This is a genomic window from uncultured Clostridium sp., from assembly GCF_947039605.1.
Classification (GTDB): domain Bacteria; phylum Bacillota; class Clostridia; order Clostridiales; family Clostridiaceae; genus Sarcina.
In genome coordinates, this window is record NZ_CAMQZG010000005.1 from 72,138 (window position 1) to 95,140 (window position 23,003).

General features: G+C 29.1%; 19 protein-coding genes and 2 pseudogenes. 13 read left to right on the forward strand and 8 right to left on the reverse strand.

The annotated features are described in order from the left end of the window. The first annotated feature begins 74 nt into the window (after positions 1-74). Both Q0V24_RS03295 and Q0V24_RS03300 read left to right on the forward strand, forming a co-directional pair. Positions 75-977, forward strand: coding sequence for an NAD(P)-dependent oxidoreductase (locus tag Q0V24_RS03295; protein ID WP_297518697.1), 903 nt, complete (start codon positions 75-77; stop codon positions 975-977). Between the two features lie 16 nt (positions 978-993). Beyond that, positions 994-2,238 carry a DUF1015 family protein gene (locus Q0V24_RS03300; RefSeq protein ID WP_297518698.1) on the forward strand — a complete coding sequence of 415 codons (1,245 nt, stop codon included), beginning with the start codon at positions 994-996 and terminating at the stop codon, positions 2,236-2,238. 63 nt (positions 2,239-2,301) lie between these two features. Here Q0V24_RS03300 and Q0V24_RS03305 read toward each other — a convergent pair whose 3' ends face one another. Beyond that, positions 2,302-2,994 (reverse strand): 5'-methylthioadenosine/adenosylhomocysteine nucleosidase, encoded by a 693-nt coding sequence (locus tag Q0V24_RS03305; protein WP_297518699.1) that lies wholly within the window; start codon positions 2,992-2,994, stop codon positions 2,302-2,304. Positions 2,995-3,306: 312 nt separating this feature from the next. On the opposite strand from Q0V24_RS03305, the gene Q0V24_RS03310 reads away from it, so the two are divergent. Further along, the gene (locus Q0V24_RS03310) at positions 3,307-3,480 is read left to right on the forward strand and encodes a hypothetical protein (RefSeq protein WP_297518700.1); all 174 of its coding nucleotides are present in this window, start codon (positions 3,307-3,309) and stop codon (positions 3,478-3,480) included. A gap of 202 nt (positions 3,481-3,682) precedes the next feature. Next, complete coding sequence (locus Q0V24_RS03315) at positions 3,683-4,297, forward strand: BRO family protein (RefSeq protein WP_297518701.1); 615 nt, start codon at positions 3,683-3,685, stop codon at positions 4,295-4,297. A gap of 188 nt (positions 4,298-4,485) precedes the next feature. Here Q0V24_RS03315 and Q0V24_RS03320 read toward each other — a convergent pair whose 3' ends face one another. After that, positions 4,486-5,325 (reverse strand): CPBP family intramembrane glutamic endopeptidase, encoded by an 840-nt coding sequence (locus Q0V24_RS03320; protein WP_297518702.1) that lies wholly within the window; start codon positions 5,323-5,325, stop codon positions 4,486-4,488. A gap of 149 nt (positions 5,326-5,474) precedes the next feature. Between Q0V24_RS03320 and Q0V24_RS03325 the strand changes: the two genes are divergently transcribed. The 5 genes from Q0V24_RS03325 (at position 5,475) to Q0V24_RS03345 (ending at position 10,221) form a co-directional block, all read left to right on the forward strand. Beyond that, the gene (locus Q0V24_RS03325) at positions 5,475-6,221 is read left to right on the forward strand and encodes a tRNA threonylcarbamoyladenosine dehydratase (RefSeq protein ID WP_297518703.1); all 747 of its coding nucleotides are present in this window, start codon (positions 5,475-5,477) and stop codon (positions 6,219-6,221) included. Positions 6,222-6,552: 331 nt separating this feature from the next. Then, entirely contained in the window at positions 6,553-7,725 is a 1,173-nt protein-coding gene (locus Q0V24_RS03330) for a sugar MFS transporter (protein ID WP_297518704.1), read from the forward strand. Positions 7,726-7,750: 25 nt separating this feature from the next. Beyond that, positions 7,751-8,680 (forward strand): GNAT family protein, encoded by a 930-nt coding sequence (locus Q0V24_RS03335; protein ID WP_297518705.1) that lies wholly within the window; start codon positions 7,751-7,753, stop codon positions 8,678-8,680. Positions 8,681-8,913: 233 nt separating this feature from the next. Next, positions 8,914-9,600, forward strand: a complete 687-nt coding sequence (locus Q0V24_RS03340; protein WP_297518706.1) for a deoxynucleoside kinase — start codon at positions 8,914-8,916, stop codon at positions 9,598-9,600. Positions 9,601-9,615: 15 nt separating this feature from the next. Further along, the gene (locus Q0V24_RS03345; protein WP_297518707.1) at positions 9,616-10,221 is read left to right on the forward strand and encodes a deoxynucleoside kinase; all 606 of its coding nucleotides are present in this window, start codon (positions 9,616-9,618) and stop codon (positions 10,219-10,221) included. Between the two features lie 111 nt (positions 10,222-10,332). On the opposite strand, the gene Q0V24_RS03350 is transcribed toward Q0V24_RS03345, so the two are convergent. Further along, positions 10,333-11,100, reverse strand: a complete 768-nt coding sequence (locus tag Q0V24_RS03350; protein ID WP_297518708.1) for a hypothetical protein — start codon at positions 11,098-11,100, stop codon at positions 10,333-10,335. A 96-nt stretch (positions 11,101-11,196) separates the two neighbouring features. Further along, positions 11,197-15,360, reverse strand: coding sequence for a hypothetical protein (locus Q0V24_RS03355; protein WP_297518709.1), 4,164 nt, complete (start codon positions 15,358-15,360; stop codon positions 11,197-11,199). 392 nt (positions 15,361-15,752) lie between these two features. On the opposite strand from Q0V24_RS03355, the gene Q0V24_RS03360 reads away from it, so the two are divergent. After that, positions 15,753-16,613 (forward strand): PRD domain-containing protein, encoded by an 861-nt coding sequence (locus tag Q0V24_RS03360; protein WP_297518710.1) that lies wholly within the window; start codon positions 15,753-15,755, stop codon positions 16,611-16,613. A 138-nt stretch (positions 16,614-16,751) separates the two neighbouring features. On the opposite strand, the gene Q0V24_RS03365 is transcribed toward Q0V24_RS03360, so the two are convergent. Beyond that, complete coding sequence (locus tag Q0V24_RS03365) at positions 16,752-17,228, reverse strand: PTS glucose transporter subunit IIA (protein WP_297518711.1); 477 nt, start codon at positions 17,226-17,228, stop codon at positions 16,752-16,754. 511 nt (positions 17,229-17,739) lie between these two features. Here Q0V24_RS03365 and nagE point away from each other — a divergent pair. Beyond that, a pseudogene (gene nagE / locus Q0V24_RS03370) lies at positions 17,740-19,152 on the forward strand (N-acetylglucosamine-specific PTS transporter subunit IIBC); the annotation flags it as partial. Then, positions 19,138-19,452 carry a PTS transporter subunit EIIB gene (locus Q0V24_RS17085; RefSeq protein ID WP_366938268.1) on the forward strand — a complete coding sequence of 105 codons (315 nt, stop codon included), beginning with the start codon at positions 19,138-19,140 and terminating at the stop codon, positions 19,450-19,452. The pseudogene nagE and the gene Q0V24_RS17085, both read left to right, overlap by 15 nt. A gap of 84 nt (positions 19,453-19,536) precedes the next feature. On the opposite strand, the gene Q0V24_RS03375 is transcribed toward Q0V24_RS17085, so the two are convergent. Beyond that, positions 19,537-19,746, reverse strand: coding sequence for a helix-turn-helix domain-containing protein (locus Q0V24_RS03375; RefSeq protein ID WP_297518713.1), 210 nt, complete (start codon positions 19,744-19,746; stop codon positions 19,537-19,539). Between the two features lie 367 nt (positions 19,747-20,113). Between Q0V24_RS03375 and tnpA the strand changes: the two are divergent. Continuing rightward, a pseudogene (gene tnpA / locus Q0V24_RS03380) lies at positions 20,114-20,538 on the forward strand (IS200/IS605 family transposase). 273 nt (positions 20,539-20,811) lie between these two features. Here the strand turns inward: tnpA and Q0V24_RS03385 are convergent. Both Q0V24_RS03385 and Q0V24_RS03390 read right to left on the reverse strand, forming a co-directional pair. Beyond that, complete coding sequence (locus tag Q0V24_RS03385; RefSeq protein WP_297518714.1) at positions 20,812-22,014, reverse strand: transposase; 1,203 nt, start codon at positions 22,012-22,014, stop codon at positions 20,812-20,814. A 91-nt stretch (positions 22,015-22,105) separates the two neighbouring features. Beyond that, positions 22,106-22,711, reverse strand: a complete 606-nt coding sequence (locus Q0V24_RS03390) for a transposase (RefSeq protein ID WP_297518715.1) — start codon at positions 22,709-22,711, stop codon at positions 22,106-22,108. Positions 22,712-23,003 lie beyond the last annotated feature (292 nt).

Sequence of the window (23,003 nt, forward strand, 5' to 3'; positions counted from 1 at the left end):
TTTGTGGACCTCTTTAGGCTAAAAAATAGGCTAAAGAGGTCTAATATTTAAAAAAAGTTTGGAGGAATATATAAATGGGAAGAATATTATTTAATGACGGTGTAGAAGCAGATTTAGCTTTAAAATTAAAGAAATTAGGAGTAGAGGTAGAGAATACTCATTATGAGGGGGATGAACTTGTAGAGAAGTTAAAAACTACTGATATTTTAGTTGTAAGGTCAGCTACAAAGGTTAGAGAATCTTTAATTGATAATATCAAGGGGGGAGACTTAAAGCTTGTTATAAGAGCTGGTGTTGGGGTTGACAATATAGATGTTGTTTATGCACAGAAAAATGGGATAGATGTTAAAAACACACCATTTGCAAGCTCTGCATCTGTTGCAGAACTTGTACTTGCACATATGTTTGCTTTATCAAGATTCATAGTTCAAGCAAATATTACTATGAGAAAAGGTGAGTGGAATAAAAAATCTTACACAGGTAGCGAGATTTTAGGGAAAACTCTTGGAATTATAGGGATGGGTAGAATAGGTAGAACACTTGCAGCAAAAGCTAGTGCACTTGGAATGAAAGTTATTTATTCAGATGCTATGGGTGCTATTGACCTTGCGAGTGCTTATGAATATGTAGAGCTTAATGATTTATATAAAAAATCAGATTATATTTCAATTCATGTACCTACAACAGAGTGTTTAATTGGTGATGATGAGATTAATATAATGAAAGATGGAGTTTTTCTTATAAATACTGCTAGAGGTTCTGTTATAAGTACAGAGGCTTTACTTGTAGGAATTCATAGTGGAAAAGTTGGGGGAGCAGGTCTTGATGTATTTGAGAATGAACCAAAATTCCAACAAGGGCTTGTTAATAATCCTAAAATTTGTGCAACACCACATATAGGAGCTTCTACAAATGAAGCACAAGAAAGAATTGCAGATGAGATTTATGAGATAGTAAAAGAAACTTTTAAATTATAAAAGGAGCGAGGGTTATATGGTTAGAATTAAACCTTTTAAAGCAATAAGACCAGATGAGAATGTTGCAAGTGAAGTGGGGGCACTTCCTTATGATGTTATGAATGTGGCAGAGGCAAGAGAAATGGTAAAAGGAAATGAGAAATCTTTTTTAAATATAGATAGAGCAGAGGTTAATTTTCCAGAGGGCGTTGATGTTTATGATGATAAGATTTATCAAAAAGCAAGTGAGCTTTTAAATGAATTTATAGAAAAAGGATATTTAAAGCAAGATGAAAAAGATGCTTTATATATTTATGATGAAGAGGTTGATGGAAAAGTACAAAGAGGAATAGTAATGTGTTGCTCTCTTGATGATTATGAAAATAATATAATCAAAAGACATGAATTTACTAGACCAGATAAAGAAGTAGATAGAACAAATCACTTTAATGTTTGTGATGCTAATACAAGTCCTATACTTTTAACTTATAAAGAAGAGGGTAGTATAACAAGTCTTATAGATTCATACTGTGAGAAGATAGAGCCTGTTTATAATTTTGTTAGTGATGATAATATAACACATAGATTATGGGTTATTAATGATGAAATTATAGTTGATATGATAGTTAATAAGTTTGAGGGGGTAGATAGTCTTTATATAGCAGATGGTCACCACAGAACAGCATCATCAATTAATGTTGGAAGACTTAGAAGACAAGAAAATCAAGATTATACAGGTGAAGAGGAATTTAACTATTTCCTTGGAGTAGTATTTCCATCAAGTGATTTAAATATATTAGATTATAATAGAGTTGTAAGAGTTAAAGAAAACTTTAATCTTATAACTTTTATAGAAGGATTAAAGCAAAACTTCACAGTAAATATGATAGGTTCAGTACAAAGCAAACCTAAAAAACCTAAAAGTTTTGGGATGTGCATTAAAGGAACTTGGTATGAAGTAACTGCAAAGAAAAATTCTTATGACGCAGCAGATAGCATAAAAAGTTTAGATGTTTCTATATTAGAAGAAAATATATTAAAACCTCTACTTGGAATACAAGATGTTAGAACTGATAAAAGAATTGATTTTGTAGGTGGAATCAGAGGGCTTGATGAACTTGAAAGAAGAGTTAAATCTGATATGGATATAGCATTTTCAATGTATCCTACAAGTATAGAGCAGCTTATACAAGTTTCTGATGAAGGTAAAATAATGCCGCCTAAATCTACTTGGTTTGAACCAAAACTTAGAAGCGGATTGTTTATACACAAATTAAAATAAATAAAAACCTGTGGATAACTTTTAATAAAAGTTATCCACAGGTTTTCTGCTTTTAAAATCAGATTACATTGAAAGTAACATTGATTTTAATATAGCTGTTGAATTTTTAACTCCGATAGCTGTAAACTCTGCGAAGTCCATGTGAGCACCATTATTAGCATTGTCAGATATTGATCTGATAACTACGAAAGGTACATTATTTAAGTATGCTGTGTGAGCTATAGCTCCACCTTCCATTTCAACTGCGAAGGCATCAAATTCTTTTTCCATCCATTGAACTTTCTCTACAGAAGCAACAAATTGATCTCCTGTGATTATTCTTCCAACTGAACTTTTAATTTCTGAATTTTCATCACAAGCTTTTTTAGCAAGCTCTACAAGAGTTGCATCACATTTAAAATCAAATGTATCAAGTCTTGGAATTTGACCAATAGGGTCACCAAATACTGTTGTATCCATATCATATTGAACAAGGTTGTTAGCTATAACAACATTTCCAGGGAATATGTCTTTTTTAACTCCACCAGCAACTCCAACATTGATAACTTTATCTGCATTATACTCACTTATTAATATTTGAGTACAGATAGCAGCGTTAACTTTACCTATTCCAGAAACAACTGCAACAACATTTTGATTCCAAAGCTTACCTTTGTAGAATGTCATGTTAGCTTTTGTATTTTTACTTTCAACTTCCATGTCTTTTAAAAGTATTTCAAGTTCTTCGCTCATAGCGCCTATAATTCCTAGAGTCATAATAACTCCTCCTTTAACCTTTTGAGATACATATATTATATACAAATACTATCTCTTAAACAAATAAGAATTTGATTAACTCACACTTTAGTCACAGATTTGTGTGGAGATAAATTTAGAAATCACAAAATCTGTGGATAAATAAATCTATTATTTACAGTAGTTTGTGAATAACCAATTATAGAAAAATTATTCTATGACTTTCTTGGAAAAAAAACTAAATTTTATGTATAAAAAAGAATTAAAATACAAAAGCTAAGAGAGTAAAAATATTTTACAAATTATATGGATAAAAATTAGGAGGAATGTAAAATGCCAAGAAGACAATTTACAACAACAATTGATGTAGCAATTCAAGATAAATTCAGAGAACTTTGCAAAGAGAAGGAACAGAAGATGAATGATGTAATAGAAGTATTTATGAAAAGTTATACTGATGACAACATTATTGTAAGAAAAGAAATGACATACATAATTAAAAACTAGAGAAAAATAAAAAAATCTACGACCTTTATGGAAGTCGTAGACTTGAGTTTAATGAAAAAATCAAAGTGTCTAATTTAAAAATGAGGTTTTTAAATTAAACAGTTAAAAATTATCCTCTAAGTTATTCACTAGGTACTTAGGAATAATGATGAACACAGTATAACATTTATAGGACTTGTCCTACAAGAAGGAGTTGGAGAAAATGAAAAAATCAAATGATTTAATTTGTAAAACATTTGAAGATTATGAATTACATACAATGATTTGGAATGGAAGACCATGCTGGATAGGAAAGGAGATAGTAAAAGGATTAGATTATTCAAATGGAAGTGCTGTTTTAAATGAATGCATTGAACGAATGGGATTTGAGCCAGATATTGAATATAAAATATTGGAGGGTGAAGAGTTAAGTAAGTTTCGAAATATAGCTAATTCGATTATTCCAAGTGTAATAAGTGTAAAAGCGAGAAAATTAATTATACTTTTTGAACCAGGGCTATATGGTGTGCTCCAGTACAGTACAAGACCAGCTGGATTAAAGTTTAGCAGATGGGTAAGAAGAGAAGTAGTTCCAGAGTTAAGGAAAAAGGGATATTATATTTTAGGTGAAAAAAGTTTTAAAAATAAAGTTAAAGTAAAAACTATAGTTGTTAAGGAAAATAATTGTAAAGAAGAATCTAAAGATGAGAGTTTTTATAATGAAATGAAAATAGCACTTCGAACATTAGAGATATGGGAAATGGCAAATAAGGAGGGGGGAATATTTTTAGATGGAACAATTCAAATTCTAAATAAATTTGGATTAAATATAAAGTAATATATTATTGCAAATAAATATTTGAGTTTGCGACTGTTCTGAAAACAGTCGCAAAATTAAGTGGAAAGTTAAAACTATTGATATAACTAGGTTTGTGTGAATAAGCAAATATTAATAATATTTTATTTGCGAATAAATATTTAAGTTTTAGAGAAAAGAGCAGTCATATTTTAAATGATTGCTCTTTCCTATTCTTCAACAAAGAAATTAAATTCTTCATCATAATCAGAGAAAATCTTTTTCCTCTTCTTTAATTTCATTTTATCCATACTAAACCAAATTAAAGAACTACCAAGTATTAGATTAAACACAGAATAAATAAAAGTTGTGATAAATGAATCAAAAAATACTGTAGGTAAATACATAACAATAAAGTTATTACAAAAGTGGATAAAGATACAAAGATACAAAGATTTTGTTTTTATAAAAAGATAACCTATAATCATACCAATCAAAAAAGCATTTATACTCTGAAAAAAACTAAGGTGCATTATTCCAAATATTGCAGATGAAAAAAAGAGTGCAATATGGGGTGGATATTTTTTTATCATTCCATTAAGTATAAAACCTCTATACATAAGCTCCTCAATAAATGGTGCATAGATACAGCTAAGGAGTATAGAGTTAACTGTGAAATCAATTGCTAGTAAATTTTTAAGTTGGTAGATGCTTCCCTCATATAAAAATCTAAATCCAAGTATTAAAGTTATTACATAGATAAAATCTAGAGCAAAACTATTTGATGTAGCATTAATATCAGGTGTTTTCTTTTCTATAAGTAAAACTACTATGTTAAGGCTAATTAGTCCAGCAAACATTTGTATTATGAAAAGCGTAGAGTTAAAAAGAAACTCATTACTTAAATCAAGGTATCTTAAAAGTTTTAAAAGGTTTGGTTCTATAAATTTAACTATATGAACATCAATTATTATAATTAATATGGCAAAGAATATATTTAATGGTTTTATGTATGTCTTTCCATTTTCTATGTCAGAATATATCTTAAAGGGATTAAGTCTAAATTTCATAAAACAAATCTCCTTGAATATACTAGTTAAGTTTAATATATTAAAAATTTTACTTAACTATGAATAATAAATAAGATTATTGAAAATATAGAAAACAAGCATATATAATAGATATATAACAATTCGTTTACTTGAGAGGAGAAAAAATTATGTTAAATGAACAATTAGTAAGAACACAGCTTCTTATTGGAGAAGAGGGAATAGAAAAGCTTCAAAATTCAAAGGTTATAGTCTTTGGAGTAGGTGGAGTTGGAAGTTTTACAACAGAGGCTTTAACTAGAACTGGGATAGGTACAATTATTATAGTTGATAATGATACTGTTGATATAAGTAATTTAAATAGACAGATTCATGCAACAAGAGAAACTGTAGATAAAATAAAAGTTGAAGTTATGAGAGATAGAATGCTTCTTATAAATCCAGAGTGCAATGTAATTACAAAGCAAGTATTCTTAACAGCAGATAATATGGAAGAAGTCATTCCGGATGATATAGATTATGTTGTAGATGCCATAGACTCAGTAACATCAAAACTTGCACTTGCAGAGTATTGCTATAATAAAGATATAAAGATAATTGCATCTATGGGAACAGGGAACAAACTTGACCCATCATTATTTAAAGTTGCAGATATACATAAAACAAGTGTATGCCCTCTTGCTAGAGTTATGAGAAATGAACTTAAAAAAAGAAGGGTTAAAAAATTAAAAGTGGTTTACTCAGAAGAATTACCTATAAAACCACAATCACCACAGGTTGATGCACAAAAGAAAGTTGATGGTGAGGATATCACAAGACTTTCAAAAAGACAATCACCAGGTAGTATGTCATTTGTACCAGGAGTTGCAGGGATGATACTTGCATCACAGGTAGTAAAAGATTTACTAGAAAAATAATAAATATATAAAGCTAGAGCCAAGTAAAAAAATTACTTGGCTCTTTTATAATAATGTCATACCAAACACAAAAAGAAAGCAGGACCTAGAGCAAAGGAAATCTAGATCCTGCTTATTTTATAGGTTAAAGGAGAAATGAAAAATGTTAGAAATATCAAGAATAAACAAAAAAGATGTTTACTCTATAATCTATTCAAAGTGACTATCTGTTGTTACAAATATAGTTTATAAAGTGTTAGACAAATATCTACAAATATCTTTTGTGTGTTATAATTTTAATGTTTTGAAAAAAGAAATTTGAAAATTTAATAATAGACTTTAGGAGGAAATAATGGGCAAGAAAAATAATACAAAGGCACTAATTTTTATTTTTACATTAATGGTTCTTGCAGCAGTTATAGAAAATACTTTTGGGATTTTTGTTCCTGTATTTAAAACTGAATTTGGAATAGATGATAGTAGCATAAGTAATATGTTTATTGTAGGTTCAGCAGCATATATGATATTCACATATCTTGGTGGGCTTTTAAGTGAGAAGATAGGACAAAAGAAAGTTTATATACTTGGAATGATAGTAGCTATACTTGCATTAGTATGTTTATCACAGGCAAGTAGTTTTGCTATGGTAGTTTTAGGTGTTGCACTAGCAAATGGGGGAGTAGCACTTAATGCAATAGCTAGTAATACCATAATTCCAATAATAGTTATATCGGCACAAACAATTATTATGAATATAATGCATTTCTTCTATGCTATGGGAGCGAGTGTTGGACAGGCAGCTTTTGGTGAATTATCAAGAAGAGGCATAGAATGGAGAAGTATATATCTTGGAGTAGCAGTTATATATGTGGTTGTACTAATAATATTTATATTTTTTAAAATGCCAGCAGTACATAAAAATGATGAGAAGAAAGAAAAAATTAAAATTATAGTTCTTCTAAAGAATCCAATAGTTTTACTTTATATGTTTGGTCTAGGCTTATATGCATTTGCAGAACAAGGTACAGGTGGATGGTTCTCTAACTATATAACATCTAGCTTTGATATAAGTACAGGAGAGGCAGCTATGTATACAGCAATATTCTTTGCTATATTTGCAATAGGAAGACTTCTTGGAGGCTTTGTAGTTCATAAAACAGGATACTTTAATACAATGGCAGTATCACTTATACTTGGAGCAATTACTTTTTCTATAGGGATACTTATGGGAGAAAATGGACTTATAGTAATTTCAGCATCAGCAATATTCTTCTCTATCACATTCCCAACAGGGGTTCTTACAATTAGTAAGGTCTTTAAAGAAAGAAGTTCATATATAACAGGGATAATAGTAACTTCAGTAAGTTTTGTTATGATGGTTATGAATAAGGTTATGGGAATGATAAGTGACCAGATAGGAGCAGAAAAAGCATTTTATATTATGCCAATTTGTTTACTTATAAGTGCAATATTGTTTATTATTCTTTATAATAGAACTAAAGATATTTTAGTAAATAAAAAATAGATATATTTTTTGGAGAGAGATGGTTATGCATACAACAAAAAATGTCAAGATACTGCTAGTAACGGGTAGTAAGAAGGACTATGTAATAAAAGATTCATCAGGGATAACAATAGGAAGATTTGCAATATTAGAACTTAGCTCAAGTGAGAAAAGGTCATCTATAAGACTTAAGTTTTATAGAGAGAATAAAGCAGTACTTGAAGAGGCATTAGAAATAATAGCAAGAGTTATATTTAACAAGAAAGATATATATAAGCTTAATATATTTATAGCTGACAATATTAATGTTGGTGCATTCTTAAATGTTGGATTTGCACTTGAGGGCATACTTTCAAATAATACAATATCAAATGGAGCGCATAAAGATGAACTTCTATTTGGAATAGATAAGCAGACGTTTAAAGAAGGATTTAGAATGTTAGATTTAGAACTTCAAGGTAGAAGACTAACTCTAAAAACTTTAAATCCATCATATGCAGAAGAGATGGTTGAGTACTATACAAATAATAAAGAACATCTAGGTGAAGTAGAGCCAACTAGAGATCAAAGTTTTTATAGCATAGAAACTCAAAGGGCAATACTTGTTGAGGGATATAAACAATACCTTAATGGAACATCACTAGATATGGGGATATTTGAAGATGATAAGTTTATAGGTAAGATAAAATTATCTAATATAGTTTATGGAGTATTTAAGAGTGCATTTGTAGGATACTCTATAGATAAAGACTGTCAGGGTAAAGGATATATGAAGGAAACTCTAAGACTTATATTAGACTATGCATTTGATACAATGGGGCTTCACAGAATAGAGGCATCTACATTACTTGATAATGAAAAGTCTAAGGGAGTCCTAAAAGGTTGTGGTTTTGAAGAGGTTGGTGTAAACAAAAATTACTTGTTTATAAATGGACAATGGAGAGACCACATAACTTTTTATAAATTAGAGGATTAAGATTTAGAGTTAAATAACGAGAAATAAAGATATAAAGAGTTTTACAGTTGGTAATGTTAAAAACCAATTGTAAAACTTTTTTAATGTGAGTGAAATTATATAGCAATATATGATAAACTAATACAAGTGTCGAAATTAATAGAAATAGAAAATTTAATAAAAATGTTAGCTGTTTAAATTTTTAGATAGCTTTAAAATATTTTAGCTTTAGGAGGAACAGGATATTGTCTTCAATGTTAAAAACAAAATTTGAAACATACAAAGAGTTACTAGGAAAAATAGATAAAGAGGGAGTTTGGTCAATGATAGTTGTAGATGGAGTAGTAGGAGTAGGTAAAAGTACATTAATGAATATTTTAGCAGAGAGAGGATTAACAGCTTTTGCAGAACCAGTAGTAGATAATCCAATTTTAGAAAAATTCTACTATGATAGAGCAAGATATGCTTTCCCATTACAAGTATTCTTCTTAAACAAAAGATTTAAACACATAAAGGAAGCCGCGGTAGAGGGTGACTGTGTACTTGATAGAAGTATATACGGAGATGTTATTTTTGCAAAAATGTTATGTGATAAAGGTGAAATGACAGAAGAGGAATTTGAGTTATATAAAGAACTTTTAGAGAATATGTTAGAGCATGTTAAAGCTCCAAAACTTATGGTATACCTTGAAGCATCAGTTGATGAAGCTATGAGAAGAATTCAAAAAAGAGGAAGAGATTATGAACAAGTAGTAGAAAGAGCTTACTGGGAAGAGTTAAACAGTGAGTATAAAACATACTTTGATGCTTATGATGTATCACCTATATTAAGAATTAATGTAGATGGACTAGATTTTGAGAATGTTGAAGAAGATAGAAATAAAGTACTTAGTTTAATAGATGCAAAGCTTGAAGAGATTTCATGCACTATGGCCAAGTAATAAGGAGCTAAAACAATGATAGTTATAGATGGAGTTGTAGGAGTAGGCAAAAGTACTCTTATGAATATACTTGCAAAAGATTTAGATATGGTGAAGTTTGAGGAACCAGTAGTAGAGAATCCAATACTTCCAAAATTCTATGGAGATAGAAAAAGATATGCATTTCCATCACAAATATTCTTTTTAAATAGTAGATTTGCACACTTAAAAGAAGCAGGGAAAGTAAATGGATGTATACTTGATAGAAGTATCTATGGAGATGCAATATTTGCTAAAATGCTATGTAAGTCAGGGGATATGACAAGTGAAGAGTTTGCTATATATGAAGAGCTTTTAGAGAACATGGTAGGACATATAAAAGTTCCAAAACTTATGATATATCTTGAAGTTTCAGTAGATGAAGCTATGAGAAGAATCAAGAAGAGGGGAAGGGACTTTGAACAGAAGGTAGAAAGAGAATACTGGGAAAGTCTAAATGAAGAATATAAGTCATACTTTGATAACTATAATTTATCACCAATACTTAAAATAAATGTAGATAATCTAGATTTTGAAAATAATGAAGAGGACCAACTAAGGGTTCTTGAGTTAATCAAAAATAGATTAAGTGATATAAGATAGTTAAAAGTATAGAAGAGGAAGTTATATAGCATAAAAAGTATGTAGAAATAAAACAAGGTAAGCCGTAATGGCTTACCTTTTTGTTTTATATAAAGTTCACTATCATTGTAATTAAATTAAAAGTTCTGTAGTTATTGGTTCATCTATAATTATTTTCTTACCTCTAACTATTGGAGAATCTTTAAAATTGAAAGTTATAGTGTCAATATTTTTAGGCTCAATACCTAAAATGTTATCTACTGTAAATTTAAAATCTTCATATTCATCATTTTTATTAGTATAGGCATAAGTCATAATTATATTGAGGTCAAAATTAATAGTTACATTGCTTTTAAGATTAATTACAAATGAACTGAAAACTGAATTTTCCTCAAAAGTTATAGTATTAATATTAGTACCTAGAGTGGGAGCTTTAGCAGTTAAACTTATATTATTGTTAATATTTAAATCATCTACTATATAAGGTGAGGTGAATAAATAAACTTTTAAAGTAAGTGAACTTTCATTAATGCTATGAGTTGCCTTAAAAATCAATCCTTTAGTAGAAAAACTACTTACTAGACGAGGGTCAGGTACAAGCTCAGTATTAATTTTAGTAAACTTAGTATCTAATATAGAATCTATAGACTCTATATTTAGTACATTTAAAACACCAGCACTTAAAGTTTGATAAGCTAAAACTATTTCGTAAGCACCATAGTTAACTAAGCTTTCATTATTTATATAATTAAATTTTTGAAAAGTTAAATCAACATTTGTATCAAGTGGTATTGCATCAAACAAATTAACTTTAAATAAATGCAATACATCACTTGGGGTATAAGAAATAGATTTTCTATCACTTGATATAGTAGGGTTTGATAAAGTGAAACTTGGCAAAGATTCTATTCTATCAAGTGGGTAATTTGGTCTTGCAAAGTAATCAATTGAAAATGCATTTAGATTACCTGCTTGATGCTCTATGATTAAATTAATTCAAACTTTTGGTGTAGTCAGTTCTTTAGCATCAAGATTAGTTGTACCGATAGTTGCAAAATCATCAAGAACTGTAAATACTATAGCTTCTATATCAGCTACAGGAATAGAAGTTGAGCTAGTAGTAGAATCAAGAGCAAAATTAAAAGTATAAACTCCGCTAGCATAAGTTATAGGTGAAACTGAAGGTGAAAGTGTTTTATTAGTACTTGGGTCTTTACTTAATTTAAGAGCAAATTCAGCAAATACTTCATTACTTGCATCGCTAGTTACAGTATATGGCAATAAACCATTGGCAAAAGTACTAGGTGTAAATGATAAGCTGCCTATAGCAGTAGTTTTATCTATAATTTCATAAGGTGTTGGTGAAGCAATTTTTAATGTTAATGCTTCAGAATTTAGAGCTGTATCGGTAGTATGAGTAGCTACTAATTTTAAACCTTCAGCAGTAAATTCAGCAGTAGAAGAAGTAGCAGAAATAGCTAAACCATTAACTTTTGCAAATTCACTTGCAAGAGTAAAATCAACTGCAGATACTTTTAAAAGTTCAATATTAGAATTCTCATCACTAGGTGTTAAAGTTAGTATTTGCTTTTTAGAAATTTTATCATAAGATAAAGAACCTACAATATTATTATTTGGAGTAGGAGCAGCATCAAATGTTAACTCAAGTTTATCAAATACAGAATCGGGAGTATATACTATTTTAGTACCAGTAATTGTAGGTGTTGTGAAAATTATTTCATCTACAATATTACTGTCAAGTAAAGCTCCATCAAGATTATATTTAACTATTAAATCAGTATTTGTAGCACTAGTTTGGAAAGTAGAAGCTATAGTACTAGTGTTTATAGAATCTATAACATGGTTTAGAGTTGGAGTACCTTCAACTGTAGTGTATCCATTATTAAATCCAAGTTCAATATTAACTATTTCATCTAAATTTAGAGAGCCACTACCTTTAGCAATAGATAAGATATAAGATCCATCAATTTCATTATAATTCAATGAAGCATCACCTAAAGAAATATTAGTACTAGGATCAACCTTAACAGTTAATTTAAATGAGTTGAATAAAGGCTCTGCAGCATAATTAATTTCCCAAAGAGGCTTTTCAAGTGTACCAATTTTTATAATATTTAAAGATTCAAAACTTACAGTATTTATATCTGGATATTCATCTAAAGGCTTATTTATACTTGAGGCATAGTTGATTACAAGGTTGGTACTAGATGTAGCAAAGTTTGAGATAAGACTTCCAACCTGTGGATATCTTGCATTTGCATCTACACCTCTGAAAATTTCTACAGGTTTACCTGTTATATAATCAAGAGTTTTAAAGTGTTCTTGTAAAGTAGCTACGCTTAGAGTGAATTTATCATCTGGGAAGAAAATTTCTTCATTTGTATTATTAAATTGAAGGAATAAAGTTTTATTTCCACCAGCTACAGTTTCTACATACATACCATTAAATTTTTCAGGGTCTACAAGTCTACCAACAGCACTTGCACTTCTATAATGACCACCATTTACAGATACTGAGTAATCTTTTCCAGCAAGTAAATAGTTTCCATATTTTTTAACTGCCTCGCTAAATTCAAGAGCAAATATTGCAGCATCACTATGAAGATAGTAAAGGTAAGCTTTTTGAAGTGTAGGAATTGCATCATAATCAAGTTTTATAGCAATATTTTCAGCAACAGCAAAGATAGAGTTACCAAATAAATCTTCACCATTAGCTAAAAAGTAAAGTTTTTTTCCACCTACAAAGAAAGTATCTTCAGGGAAAGTAAGAGTAAATTGTTCATTTGAATTTATAACAGCATCAATAGCTAATGTTCCATCAGTAAGAGTAAAAGCAGAAGCAGAAAGTGCTATAATTTCGTTGTGGATAGCAGAATATTTAACTACAAGAGTTTCATTATTTACAACTGTAAATACAGCGTCTAATAAATCTATTTTCTCAGAAAGAACCTCTTCTAATGGGCAAACAAAGTTCAATACATTATTAGAAAGATTTGTAAGATACTTAACCTCTTTTAATTCACAGTGACCAGCTTTAACTACAAGGTCATTAGGAATAAATCCTATGTCTTCAGGTTCACCATCTATTAAAAAGTAATCTTTATTTAAGCAAATTCTTGCTATTGTATTTTCTTTTAAAGGCACAACATCAATACAATTATCAGCATTAAGAGGTACTTTAATATTTTTTGTATTAGGAATATTAGGGTCTACAGGACAAGGTGAGTTTGCAATACCTTTTCCTAAAGTTATAGCATAGTTAGTATAGTCAGTTAAGCTATGAGAACCAGTAGAAGTCATAGGTTCATTAAATATTACAGCTATTTTATAACCTTCAGAATCAGCATCAAAACTGCTATGGTCAGTTAAATAAATTCCTTTTATTGTTGGAGCAGACATATCTTTGATATGAAGTATTCCTGTATAAGGAATCATTACTGTTTTATAAGTGTTTTCCATATCTGATATATTAATTTCGTAAGTGAATCCAGGATATAAAATAGGCTCAGTTACAGAAATTTTAAGAGTAGTATTAGGTGATTGATTAACTCTCATTATTGTAGGATAAATTATTTCTTTGATACCATCTACAATTTTAAATATTTCAAAGAAGTTAGAAATATCACCAGATAGGTCCATCATAGAATCTGTAAATTCTATATCAATAATAGTTTCTAATCCTTCCTTAGTAGTTTCACCTTGTTTTAAAGATATAACTTCAGGAGGGACAGCTACTACAGGGATTGTTGTGCTATATGGAGTTGTAGTATAACCACAAGCATCTGTGATACTTCCAATTTCAACAAAGACTTCATCACCTACATCAAGTGCATGGTCAGTTGAAAGTTTGCAAAGAAGTATATTATAAGAATTTTCATATCTTGAGATATTTTCTGGTTTAGTACCATTAATCGTGATTATATTTTTCCCGTGATCATGTTGGCAAAGAACTGCCTTATCATAAGTTATAAGAATTTCATCTTTAGATAAAGCTACAACATCTGTAATAATAGCTTTTGTAGCAAGTTTATCTATAGGTGATAACTCTCTAACTATAGGGAACGGGTTTTTATTAGTATCAAGTATTCTAAGATTACCAGGATAATCAGGGAATGTTTTAGCATAATTTATAATAAGTTGATGAGTATCACCAGTTGGAAGACTATAATGGTCAAACTGTATTTGAATTCTTCTATTATCTTTAGATACAGTTGTAGTAACATCGCCACCAGAAAAATACCCAAGCCAGTCTATTGGCTTATCAGCAGGCTCATACAAAGTACCTTCATCATCACTACCAAAATATCTAAAATAGTAGTTAACAAGAACAGAACGTTCGCTAGGTGTAGCATTTATATATTGATCTTGATAAAAAGTATAAGCAGAATTAATTGAATCATAAGTTGAAGTAGTTTGATACTCAGAAGTATCAATATTTCTAGTTAAAGGAATGCTTAATTTATCGTCTAAAGAAAGATCAAGATATATAGGAGTAAAAGGTAGTAAAATTTCAGTAGAAACTGAAGGAGTACTCAATTGAGTTACAGGTAGTAATGCTTCATCATTAGTTGAATCTTCTATACCATCAGAATCTGTAGCAAATTTATAGAAAAGAGAATTCTCACCAACTTGTTTCTTATAAAAATATTGAGTAGGAGTATTAGAATCTTTTAAGATAATATTTGCTTTATCTGTAAAGAATAAAGGGTGTCTATTAAAATAATCTTGACCAAAATCAAAGTTAGCCTCAAGATTTTGAACAGGTTCATCAAATAATATTTCAATAATTCTATCACCGATAGAATTAACATGAACATTTTCTTTGATAAGAGCAGGTACATTACTAGAGTCAGAAGAAACTATATCTTCCTCTACTAACTCAGTACCCTCATAGATTCTAATAGTAAAATTAGTTACTTCATCTTTAACATTTACTATTTTAAGAGTTCTAGTAGTATTATCATCATACTTAGCTACATTATATAGAGTTTCAGATGCAAGTTCACAACAAGTACAAGTATCAGCAACTACAAGTTTGGTATCATCAGTAAAACCATCAACATATTCAACATTGAAATAAGCATCACCATTAATATTACCAATATAAGTTAAGGTAAGTTTATTAATTATTTCTTCCATTAAGGAAACCTCCTTGTAAATCATATTTAATTTTTTATCAATAATTATAAGAAGTACTTTTATAACATTTAAAGTTCTTTACTAATTAATTTAGGTGAAGTTAAGACCATGTTAATTTTCAAGAATTAATCAAATATAAGTAAATTTGAGTAACTTTACTTTCAAAGTTGATATAAGGTTTTTCTTATACAATATAGTATGAGAGAGTTCAGTATGTGTGAATGATTATAACTTAACTTATTAAAATTATTTAAATGCTACTTTCGTTTTCAAAAACCAAAAAAATTTGAGATTTACTTATTTTATGGAAAAAGATATTATATAATGATAATATAAGCTGTAATAATAAAGAGATTTTTTAAGTACAGTATTTAGAAAAAAGAGGTGTGAATATGATAAGGGAGTTAAGTAGTAGCTACAATGTTATAAAAGCATTTAATAACAATGTTGTTTCGGTAGAATTTGACGGGAAAGAAAGCATTCTGTTTGGTAAGGGAATAGGATTTGGCAAAAAAACAGGAGATAGAATAGATAAAGGTACAGAATTTGAAAAAATATTTTTTATAGAAGATGAGCAAAATATAAAAAATTTCAATGAGTTAGTTAGTAGGAATGATGATAAGTTCGTAGGGCTTTGTGAGGAACTTATTTGTGAGATATCTAATGAACTTAAAGAAGAACTTAGTGAGAACATACACATAGGACTCATAGACCATGTATCAATTGCTATAAAAAGACTTGCAGAAGGTGAAGTTATAGAAAACCCTTTTCTTGTAGAAATAGAAACTTTATATGCTCAAGAATTTGGACTAGCTAAAGAGATGGCAGTTAAATTAGAAATAGAAACAGGAGTTTTCATTCCAGATGGAGAAGTAGGTCTTATAGCACTTCATATTCATTCAGCTAGAAATAACGGAAAGCTTTCTAACACAATTAAGTATGCATATATAGGAAATTCAGTAGTTGAAACAGTTGAAGATTTAATGGAAATTGAGATCGACAGAAAGAGTTTAGATTATGCAAGATTTTTAACACATTTAAGATTTGCTATGGAAAGAATTTTAAAAAATGTAAAAATAGAAAATGATTTTTTAGATTTAATAAAAATAAAGTATAGAAAGTCATATAAAGTTGCAAAGGAAGTTGCAAAGATAATGGAAGAATCATTAGACAAAAAAGTTAACAATGATGAGATAGCATATATAGCTATGCATATTCAAAGATTTCTAAAGAGTTATAATAATAGAGCCTAATTAATTAGAAAGCATAGAAGAAATTATATGTATAAAGATTTGTTTGAAAATCTTTTTACATATAATTTTATCCGTGTTTTTTTTATTTTAATTATAAAAAAAGACAAAGGATAAATCCTTTGTCTGTAGTTTCAATAATTACATTTTATAGTTTACTACTGCATCAATACCAGCTTTTACAGTTTGTCCAATAATAGGAGTTATTGATTTAACTGTATCTGGGTTTGTTATTAATATAGGAGTTATTAGTGATAATCCAGCAGCTTCTATAAGAGCTCTATCAATTTTGATTATTGGAGTACCGGCTTTAACTTGTGCCCCAGCTTCTATTAATCTTTCAAAACCTTTACCATCAAGACCAACAGTATCAATTCCTATGTGTACTAATAATTCAATTCCACCATCAAGAGTCATAGCAAAAGCATGATTTGTTTTAAATATTAAACTAAGCTCTCCATCACAAGGTGCAACTATTATATCTCCAGTAGGGTCTATAGCAATTCCATCTCCAGCCATTTTTTGAGCAAAAACAGGATCAGGTACATTAGCTAAATCTATTGTAGTACCATCTATTGCAGCAACTAATTTTAATTCTTTCTTTAAAAATCCAAACATAATATCTCCCAGTATCTATGTAGCTAAACACTAGGATTTTCACATCCCTTCGTTATTTAATTTATATTTAATTTATTTATTTTCTAAAATTTTATATTAAAAAAGGCATAAGTATCCCGAAAGAACTTATGCCTGACTAAACAGTAACACGTCACCATTATTATATTTTATTTCATGTTTTTTGTCAAATATAATGAGGAATTATTTTATTAAATTAAACTTACATATATATAAATTAAATATCACTATACTATTTAAAGTTACTTAAATGTAATCATATTGACATTTATCGAAATTTGTATTATTATTTAGTTAAGAAAACAAATTAAATATTTTATTTTTTAAGGCGTGCAACCATTTGGGCATAAGCTGAAAAAGATAGTATACATTCAGTAGAGTGTATCTTATCTTTTTCAGCTTTTTTTATTTTAAAAAGTTGGTGCAATAATAAAATTATTCAGGAACAGAAGAAGGTAATAAAAAATTAGTTACTAAAGAGGAGGGGAAGTTGATGAAAAAGCAACTTGATAGTATTTTAGGATTTTTACAAAAGATAGGAAAATCAATAATGGTTCCAATAGCAGTAATGCCAGCTCTTGGTTTATTACTAAGACTTGGAGATACTGATTTATTAAATATACCATGGCTTAAAGCTGCTGGTGGAGCAGCCTTTGGTACAAATATGGCAATGCTTTTTGCAGTAGGTATTGGATTTGGATTGTCTAAAGAAAGTAATGGAGTTGGTGGACTTGCAGGGCTATTAGGTTACTTAGTAATGACTAGCGTAGCAAAAACATTTAATGCTTCAATAAATATGGGGGTATTTGGTGGAATACTTGCAGGGGTAGTTGGAGGTCTTCTATATAATAAATTCCATAACATAAGAGTTCCAGCAGTACTTGGATTCTTTGGAGGAAAAAGATTTGTTCCAATTATTACTTCAGCAGTATGTGTTCTTTTAGGATTATTCTTTGGATATGTTTGGCCTATGGTTCAAAATGGCTTAAACGATTTTGCAGTTTTAATGACAGATGCAGGATGGATGGGAGCAGGAATATATGGCTTCTTAAATAGATTACTTATACCAATAGGTTTACATCATGTATTAAATACAGTAGTTTGGTTCCAACTTGGAACGTTTACAACAGCTGGTGGGGTGGCAGTTACAGGAGATATTTCAAGATTCTTAGCAGGTGATCCTACAGCAGGGGTTTATACAGCTGGGTTCTACCCAATAGTTATGTTTGGTTTACCTTCAGCTTGTTTAGCAATGTATACAATGGCTAAAAAAAGTAAGAAGAAACAAGTTGGTGGTATGTTCTTATCACTTGCTTTAACAGCTTTCATAACAGGTATTACAGAGCCAATAGAATTTACATTTATGTTTTTATCACCAGTATTATATTTCTTCCATGCGATACTTACAGGGGTATCAATGGCAGTAGCATATGCACTTAATATTCATTTAGCATTTAGTTTCTCAAGTGGACTTATGGATTATCTTTTATACTTTGGTAAAGGTAAAAATGCAATATTACTACTTATAATGGGTGCGGTAGCATTTGTAGTATATTACTTCTTATTTGTATTCTTCATTAAAAAGTTTGATTTAAAAACTCCAGGTAGAGAAGATGATGATATATTTGAAGGTGCTGGAACAACAGAAGAGAGTGCTTCAAAAGATAATAGTTTAACAGCTATAGCAAATGGTATATTAAAAGCTATAGGTGGAAAAGCAAATATTGAAGTTCTTGATAACTGCGTTACAAGACTTAGACTTACACTTAAAGATGTTTCAATAATAGATGAAGCTAAAATTAAATCTCTTGGTTCTAAAGGGATAATGAAACTTGGATCAAATAATGTACAAATAATAATGGGTACACTTGCAGATCCAATAGCAGCAGAGATGAAAGATATCGTAAGTGGCAAAATTAAGGTTGAAGAAGTAGCAGAAAAACCAAAAGTTAGAGCTAAAAAAGATGGATTAGCTGGAATAGCAGAGGGATTATTAGAAGCAATAGGTGGTAAAGAAAATATCGAAGTTCTTGATAACTGTGTTACAAGACTTAGACTTACACTTAAAGATGCTTCAATAATAGATGAACCTAGAATAAAAGCTCTAGGTGCAAAAGGGATAATGAAGCTTGGATCAAATAATGTACAGATAATAATGGGTACACTTGCAGATCCAATAGCAGGAGAAATGAAAAAATTAGTTTAAGATAATCAGAAAGTGCTTTATATCAAGGAATTATTTCCAAAGGTATAAGGCATTTTTTTATTAATGCACTATTAATTTTGCTAGCTAGTTCATCGCTAAATTTCCCTTTTGGACCATATTTAAGACATTTTGGGATTTATCTAAGGTATAGTCTAAATCTATACGTTTTAACTCTCTAGAAATAGTTGAATGATTTGGATTTGAAATGTTAGCTGTTTCTCTTATAGAGCAACAGCTATTGTTTAAGACTTCTATTTTTCCTCGTTCAATTGTGTTAAGATTTTTATAGTTCATATTTTAATACTCCTTAGTGTGTAGTTTTGTTCGCAACTTTATCATATACTATTGAGATTACATATGGACTTTTTTTCGTATTGCAGTTGATTATACAATCTATTTTATATAGAGAATTTGTTAGGAAAATAGGGTTTAGCGATATTATAAAAAATATTTAAATGTGGTGGATAATTTTTGATGTTGCGGAAAGTAAGAAAATACTAGGTATAAATTTTAGAAAAATAAGCAATCTTTAACCTGAATTATTCACCGAATTTATTTTCCATGCGCGGGGTTTAAAACCACCGTCTTTAGACGGTATCAGCTTCTAGCCTTTTAGAAAGTGAAAAACATGACCATACTAATAAAAAAGGAAGTGATTAGTATGGAGGAATATAATAAAGGCAGTCATACAGTTCATGATATAAAGTATCATACTTATATGGGTAACAAAATATAGATATAAAGTTTTGAATAAACATATATCGGGCAGATTAAGAGAATTAATACGACAAAGTTGCGAGGTTCGAAATATTACAATTATTATGAGGTAGCATAGGGAAAGATCACGTGCATATGCTAATAAGATGTAATCCTAGCATTGCACCCAGTAAGATTGTCCAATATCTAAAAGGAAGATCATCAAGATTGATACAAGATGATCTTCCTGAATTAAAAAAGAGATATTGGCGTCAACACTTGTGGGCAAGAGGATATTTTTGTGCAACAGTAGGAAGCGTAACGGAAGGAACAATAAAAAAATATATAGAAAACCAAGAAGCTAGTGAAGAAAAAATGTATCTAAAATAGAAGATTGAGTTTTAGTCATGCTCTTTAGGTTGCTTTAGCAAATGTCCTTTAGAAGGATTAATCCTTAAAGAGTAGAGACTTTCATTCTCAGGTATTTATACCTAAAAATTCCTCATAAACAACTTTGTAATCCAAAATATTTTTTGAAGACAAAATATCCATTTCTTCAGTAGCTCCGTTAGTAAGAGTATATAAGATTTTATTTACTTTTAATCTTATAGCTATAATAGTGCATTTTAACTTGAATAATTTTACAGTTATATATAATTCCTCTTAAGCTATCTTTAATAATTTTAAAATTTCGGTTAACGAAACTCCATTTTTAGTTGCATTAAAGATAGTTTGTACCCTTTCTTTTTCTAATTCATTTTTTACTTTTTTGAATCCAACATTAAAATGATTTAGAAATTTAGATTTTAATTTGCAATAGGTATAGTTTAAAAGCATTATCAATAAATAACGTTTGATAGCTTTTGTTTTTCGTACTTGATATCCATTTAAACCAAGTTTAGCATTACACTCTCTAAAAAAAGGTTCTATATCCCAACGTAAATTATAGTGATTTAAAATATCTGAAATTGAAAGGTTAGGATCTAATGAAATAAATGCTTTTAAGGTAGATTTTTCATAGAAAGAATCTACTGGGTAACTTAAAACTATAGTTATATTCTTTCTATCACGTAAATTACCTACGTATTTATAAACGTAATAGTCTTTCTTTCTGACTGTGACTAGGTCAAAAGAATCTAGTGGTAATGTTTTCGCAAACATAGAAGCTTTTATTCCAAGTTTGCTATGATTTTTAGGATATAATACCCTATTAGTTTTTATAGCTCCTACATAATTATTTCTTTCATTAGATATTGTTGCATCAAAAATAGCTTTTGAACTATACCAACTATCAGCAAGAACAATAAGTTTATTTAGTTTTTTCGATAATGCATTTATTAGAGATTTAGCAAGTTTTATTTTACTCATAGTTTCTTTATCATAAACATCTACTGAGTAAGGTAACGTAAGTCCATTGCATGATAATAAACTTACTATTATTTGATGTCCATAAACTGTTTTACCTTCTAAATGAGAATAAGCATATTTACAATTTTCTATTGGATTTTTAGCCTGTGACGAAGGCTTAGTCTTTTTAGAAATTGTATCATCAATTATAAAATATACAGGTTCTTTCGATTTCTCAGATCTTTCAATCATAGTATTTATAACATTTCTTTTCATTGAAGTAGTTATAAGATTTTCATCCCAAGAACTATTTGATAGAAATCTTCCTATACTTGTCCTATGAGAAAAAGAAGATTCTGATATTTGAGATATTTTACCGTTATACCCATTTGTAATCATGCCAGTTAATATTGTTTGCAAGTTTTTAAGTTGTGGCTTAGTTAAATAAAAATCACATTTTAAATCATTTAAAAATTTGTCTATTGATAAGTCTTTTGATATAATAAATTCTTGAAACATTCGTAAATAACTCCTTTGTTCGATTTTGAGTAGGAACTTAATTATAACAAGGATTTACTATGAATGTTTTTTATTTTATATAATTATAAAATTATTCAAGTATTTTTGCACTATTATAGCTTATAGCATACAAAGTATTATTATCTTCTAAAAGTTCATATAATTTAGGGGTTGCGAATCCACTATTTGCTCTTACAATTCTTGTTAGTTTTTCATATTTATTTTTATATTTGTATAGTATAAGTCCAATAAAGTTAACCACATTTCTAGATGTATAAATATTTCCAACCCTAAGTTTAGCTTTTATAAAATCTCCCCTTAAACCATCAAATGCAACTAAGAGATGAAAACCATTAGCAGAATAATGTGAATTATACTTTGCTCCGTATTGATTTCCATAAGTAGCATAATTAGTAGAGTCTAAATCAAGTGAAATATGTTTTGGCATTTCGATAGAATAAATAATATCAGTAAGTTTTTCATTTATCTTTTCAAATTGCTTTATAGTTTCAATACTTAATCTATCGCTAAACCCTATTTTCTTATCAAATTCTTTATATAATAAAAGTTCAGCATCAGATCTTAAATCACCACCATCAAAATTTAATTTTATATTTTTGTTGAAATTTAATTGTTTTCCGAATAAACTATTTATAGAAGATTCTCCTTTGTGTTTTGTTTTTGCGCAAATTAACACTATCGAAGTTGAATCTTTTTTTCTATCTTTTTTATCACTTTTTAGATGAAAATTTAGAATTACGAAAAGATAGTCGCAGGGCCGTATTAGATATGGCTCTTATTTTTTTATGAATTATTCAGGAAAAAGGTTTAAAATGGTTGAAAAAAAATTGTGGTTAATTATGAAAAAAGTGTTGACTTATATTTTTGTAGGTGATATAATATAAAAATTGTATAAAATAAAACAACAAAAAAATATAAGGTCTTTGAAAATTAAACAGAAGAAATTAAGTAAACCAGCAATTCTTTTT

Excerpts from the sequence above, each read along its gene's own strand:
- Q0V24_RS03295 (WP_297518697.1), top strand. The coding sequence starts at position 75 with ATGGGAAGAATATTATTTAATGACGGTGTAGAAGCAGATTTAGCTTTA.
- Q0V24_RS03300 (WP_297518698.1), top strand. The coding sequence starts at position 994 with ATGGTTAGAATTAAACCTTTTAAAGCAATAAGACCAGATGAGAATGTT.
- Q0V24_RS03305 (WP_297518699.1), bottom strand. The coding sequence starts at position 2,994 with ATGACTCTAGGAATTATAGGCGCTATGAGCGAAGAACTTGAAATACTT.
- Q0V24_RS03310 (WP_297518700.1), top strand. The coding sequence starts at position 3,307 with ATGCCAAGAAGACAATTTACAACAACAATTGATGTAGCAATTCAAGAT.
- Q0V24_RS03315 (WP_297518701.1), top strand. The coding sequence starts at position 3,683 with ATGAAAAAATCAAATGATTTAATTTGTAAAACATTTGAAGATTATGAA.
- Q0V24_RS03320 (WP_297518702.1), bottom strand. The coding sequence starts at position 5,325 with ATGAAATTTAGACTTAATCCCTTTAAGATATATTCTGACATAGAAAAT.
- Q0V24_RS03325 (WP_297518703.1), top strand. The coding sequence starts at position 5,475 with ATGTTAAATGAACAATTAGTAAGAACACAGCTTCTTATTGGAGAAGAG.
- Q0V24_RS03330 (WP_297518704.1), top strand. The coding sequence starts at position 6,553 with ATGGGCAAGAAAAATAATACAAAGGCACTAATTTTTATTTTTACATTA.
- Q0V24_RS03335 (WP_297518705.1), top strand. The coding sequence starts at position 7,751 with ATGCATACAACAAAAAATGTCAAGATACTGCTAGTAACGGGTAGTAAG.
- Q0V24_RS03340 (WP_297518706.1), top strand. The coding sequence starts at position 8,914 with ATGTTAAAAACAAAATTTGAAACATACAAAGAGTTACTAGGAAAAATA.
- Q0V24_RS03345 (WP_297518707.1), top strand. The coding sequence starts at position 9,616 with ATGATAGTTATAGATGGAGTTGTAGGAGTAGGCAAAAGTACTCTTATG.
- Q0V24_RS03355 (WP_297518709.1), bottom strand. The coding sequence starts at position 15,360 with ATGGAAGAAATAATTAATAAACTTACCTTAACTTATATTGGTAATATT.
- Q0V24_RS03360 (WP_297518710.1), top strand. The coding sequence starts at position 15,753 with ATGATAAGGGAGTTAAGTAGTAGCTACAATGTTATAAAAGCATTTAAT.
- Q0V24_RS03365 (WP_297518711.1), bottom strand. The coding sequence starts at position 17,228 with ATGTTTGGATTTTTAAAGAAAGAATTAAAATTAGTTGCTGCAATAGAT.
- Q0V24_RS17085 (WP_366938268.1), top strand. The coding sequence starts at position 19,138 with ATGAAAGATATCGTAAGTGGCAAAATTAAGGTTGAAGAAGTAGCAGAA.
- Q0V24_RS03375 (WP_297518713.1), bottom strand. The coding sequence starts at position 19,746 with ATGAACTATAAAAATCTTAACACAATTGAACGAGGAAAAATAGAAGTC.
- Q0V24_RS03385 (WP_297518714.1), bottom strand. The coding sequence starts at position 22,014 with ATGTTTCAAGAATTTATTATATCAAAAGACTTATCAATAGACAAATTT.